2 protein-coding genes are annotated in these 3,314 nt (G+C 58.7%); both read left to right on the top strand.

Translation table 11 applies throughout. The features are described 5' to 3' along the window. The first annotated feature begins 50 nt into the window (after nt 1–50). Nucleotides 51–1,067: an Ig-like domain-containing protein gene (locus WB371_RS23555; RefSeq protein WP_336222364.1), complete on the top strand. Its 1,017-nt coding sequence runs from the start codon at nt 51–53 to the stop codon at nt 1,065–1,067. An 86-nt stretch (nt 1,068–1,153) separates the two neighbouring features. Next, the gene (locus tag WB371_RS23550) at nt 1,154–3,247 is read left to right on the top strand and encodes a hypothetical protein (protein WP_336222363.1); all 2,094 of its coding nucleotides are present in this window, start codon (nt 1,154–1,156) and stop codon (nt 3,245–3,247) included. Nucleotides 3,248–3,314: the final 67 nt, after the last annotated feature.

The raw sequence follows: 3,314 nt of genomic DNA, 5'->3' as shown, positions 1-3,314 counted from the left end.
GCTGTCTGATCAAGACAAACAGACTGACATTCATTAATAAGGAAAGCATTATGACCAGCCTTGTATATTCCGTTACATCCGATAAAAATACGCTGCCGGATGACAAGTCATTAACAGCAACAATTACTGCTGTCATTCATGACGACACTGGCGCAGCCGCTGCCGAGATCCCTGTCACCTGGACGGTTACCGGTGCGGGTACAGTGGATCCTGCATCCTCCACGACCGACACCAACGGCGTGGCTACCACCGCCCTCACTGCCACCGGCAAAGGCATTATTTCGGTGAAAGCCACCACCACCGACGATACAACCGGCAAAAGCACCAGCGTGCTGGCAAACGATCCGCTGCCGGCGCCTGTCATCACCGGTGCCAGCAATGCGGACGGCTACCTGCTGGACTATTACGATTTGCAACTGGGCGTCCAGATGACCATCCCGCACTATGTGAATGCACAGCCTGGCGATACCGTCACGTTCTACTGGGGCAACGCGTATTCCCACAGCTTCACCCTGAGCGATCCGGCGGCAGACCTGCCTTATGTCATTGATGTGTCCCATGACTGCCCGCCAGACTGTCTCAAAGACGGCTCTTATGCGGTGTATTACGCCGCTGCTGATGCCGTTGGCAATATCTCCGACTCCTCAGCGCTGCCGGTTGAGGTGAGTAACGGCGGCCAGACCACTCCGACCCTCAATGCCCCGCAAATCCCTGTCGCGGCGGACGGCTCGATTAATATTGCAGATGCCCTGAACGGTGTGGAAGTGGATGTCAGCTATCCTTCGATGGCGGCAGGCGATTTTATCAGCCTCTACTGGCAGGCGCTGGATACCAACGGCAATCCGGTACAGGCGGCCACCACCTCTGGCTCCTACACCACGGCTGCCGGCGATACCACCCACGCTTTCACTATCGATTCCGCGCTCTTCTTCCCTAACAGCGGGAACGGCTACGAAGGCAGCGTCAATGCCTACTACACCGTGACCCCTGCCGGCGAAACGACGGTACAGCTCTCGTTTACGACCAGCGTGACTGTCGATACCCGTGCGCCTGGCGTTCAGGGTTAAGCAGCCTTAACCACTGAATGATTGGTTGTTCCGGCCCGGCAGCATCCGCCCGGGCCGGACTTTCACCCACGACCGGAAGACACTCTATGCAGATCCTTGCGGCACTGCCTTTTCCCCAGCTACCTCAGATGGTGGATGACGGCTTTATCACCCAGACCGAGCTTGAGAGCATCGGGGGCGTAATTGTTAATATCTCCCGCTATTCGAACGCGGCCAAGGGTGATTACCTTTGCCTCTATTTTGATGGTGAACTGTTTAATACGCTCTCACTGGCCGACCCGGACACCTACCTGTGGCCGTGGTCTACCGTGATCCCGGTTTCCGGCGACAGCTGGCCTGCGGACGGCCCCCACCAGGTATGGTATACCGCCATTGATGCGGTGCTGAACCCGTCAACCTCACCGGTGTCAGTCGCTGTTATCGACCGCCAGCACACCGACGGCCTGCCTCCTCCCACGTTTCCGGATGCAGATGCCACCAACACCGTGACCTATGGCTCGGTAACACAAAACAGCGGAACCCACGTCCGGATCCCATGGAGCACGGACGCCTACAGCGCGGGCGACACAATTTATCTCTACTGGCGGGAGTTTGACGCCGCGGGGAATCTGGTGGCCGGCAGCGATACCAGTATCACGCACACCGTTGTGAGCCAGGATGTCGGCAAGGGATTTAAAATGCTGGTCCCTTCCCCCTTCGTCACTGCCGTCATTACCACCGGGCGCGCGGAAGCCTGGTACTCCGTCATTCCGCAGAGTGGACTGGCGAAAAGCTCGCAGGTGGGCAACGTGACTGTCGATATGACCGGCAGCGGCATCTATCCGGCCCCCTTTATTCCGGCCGGCAATGATGGCTGGATTGACTGCAGCGAGATCACCGTCGACGGGACGGAAGTGGACATTCCCGCCAGCCCGCAGTTCGTTGTCGGCGGTGGCGTGGTGGTTTACTGGCAAGGCTATGACGCCAGCGGCATCGCGATCCCCGCCACGACCTGGCAGTCATCCGTTCACAGCCTGACGCAAAATGACCTGACGGCAGGTTTCAGCGTTCGCGTTCCCGCCGACGTTATTTCACCTGTCGGCATTGGCTTCGCGCAGGCCTGGTATGCCGTGAGCTCGCCAGCGCTGCCCGGGGTTTCTGGTATGGCCAGCGTGCGCGTGGACGCCCGGCACTGCACTCAGCTCCCGGCCCCCGTGTTCCCGGCGGCAGCCGGCGACAATACCATTACCGGAGAGGAAATCACCGCCGATAACGGGACGGAGCTGAACGTCGCTTATCCGGGCATGGTTGCCGGCGATATCGTGACCGCTTTCTGGACAGGGTACCAGAACTCACCGGACAACCCGGTGCCGGGTGCGACCTGGACGCAGACACGCACATTATCCGCGACCGAAGAACAGTCACAACTGGCGATATTCCATATTCCGGCCGGGAACATTACGCCCGTCGGGACAGGGTATGGAGAAGGGAGTTACAACGTGAAATATAACAATCAGGGCGGGACGGCGTCTTCGGCTCCGACGCAGGTGCAGCTTAAACAGTCCTCGTCATCTGGCCTGCAGATGAGTTGCACCACCGGAGCGCCTGTTTTTAACCCGACCGTTATGGTACGCCCACTGAACACGGTCACACTGTCCGGTCCGGCGGGCGTGGATGTCGAGTTGTCACTCGCCACAGGGTCTGATGCCTGGTTTGATCCGGACGGCCTGCAAACCCGTGTGATCCGGCTGGACAGCACGGGCAGGGGCTATGCCGAAGTTTACGCCTTCACCACCGGCAACGTCCTGGTCAGCGCCTATGTCGTGACAAACCCTGCGCTCAGCGCATCGGCAAGCATGACCTTTACCGACTGGCTGCCAGGCAACAGCGATCTGCAATTTTACGGCATCACCTCAGGAGCGGTAGCGGACGGGAAAACGCCCTGCAGCGTCTGGCTGATGACCGCGTCATCGACCCAGGCAAGCCAGGCCCGCCTGACCCTGACCAGCGGCAATGCGGTGATTACGCAGTCCGGGACGCAGGTGGCTTACATCAATATCAGCGCCAGTCACGCCGGAGGTTTCGATGTCACTGACCTGACAGCAGAAAATGTGAACTTCACGCTGTCGCTGCCGGATGTCTCAGGTGCATATGTCACCCAGTCGTTGTCCTTTGTTGCGCCTTTTGGTGCTTCACTTTAAATGCAAATCAGGAAAATACTATGTCAAAGCAGAATATGGCTACCGGAAGCCTGATTTTTTACACCGG

Origin of the sequence: Citrobacter amalonaticus (assembly GCF_037053465.1) — a bacterium.
In the GTDB taxonomy this organism is placed as follows: Bacteria; Pseudomonadota; Gammaproteobacteria; order Enterobacterales; family Enterobacteriaceae; genus Citrobacter_A; species Citrobacter_A amalonaticus_H.
Note: the sequence above shows the minus strand (reverse complement) of the source record. Positions and strands in the feature narration are given on the sequence as shown.

Coding starts and splice junctions, on each gene's coding strand:
- WB371_RS23555 (WP_336222364.1), top strand. CDS start 51: ATGACCAGCCTTGTATATTCCGTTACATCCGATAAAAATACGCTGCCG.
- WB371_RS23550 (WP_336222363.1), top strand. CDS start 1,154: ATGCAGATCCTTGCGGCACTGCCTTTTCCCCAGCTACCTCAGATGGTG.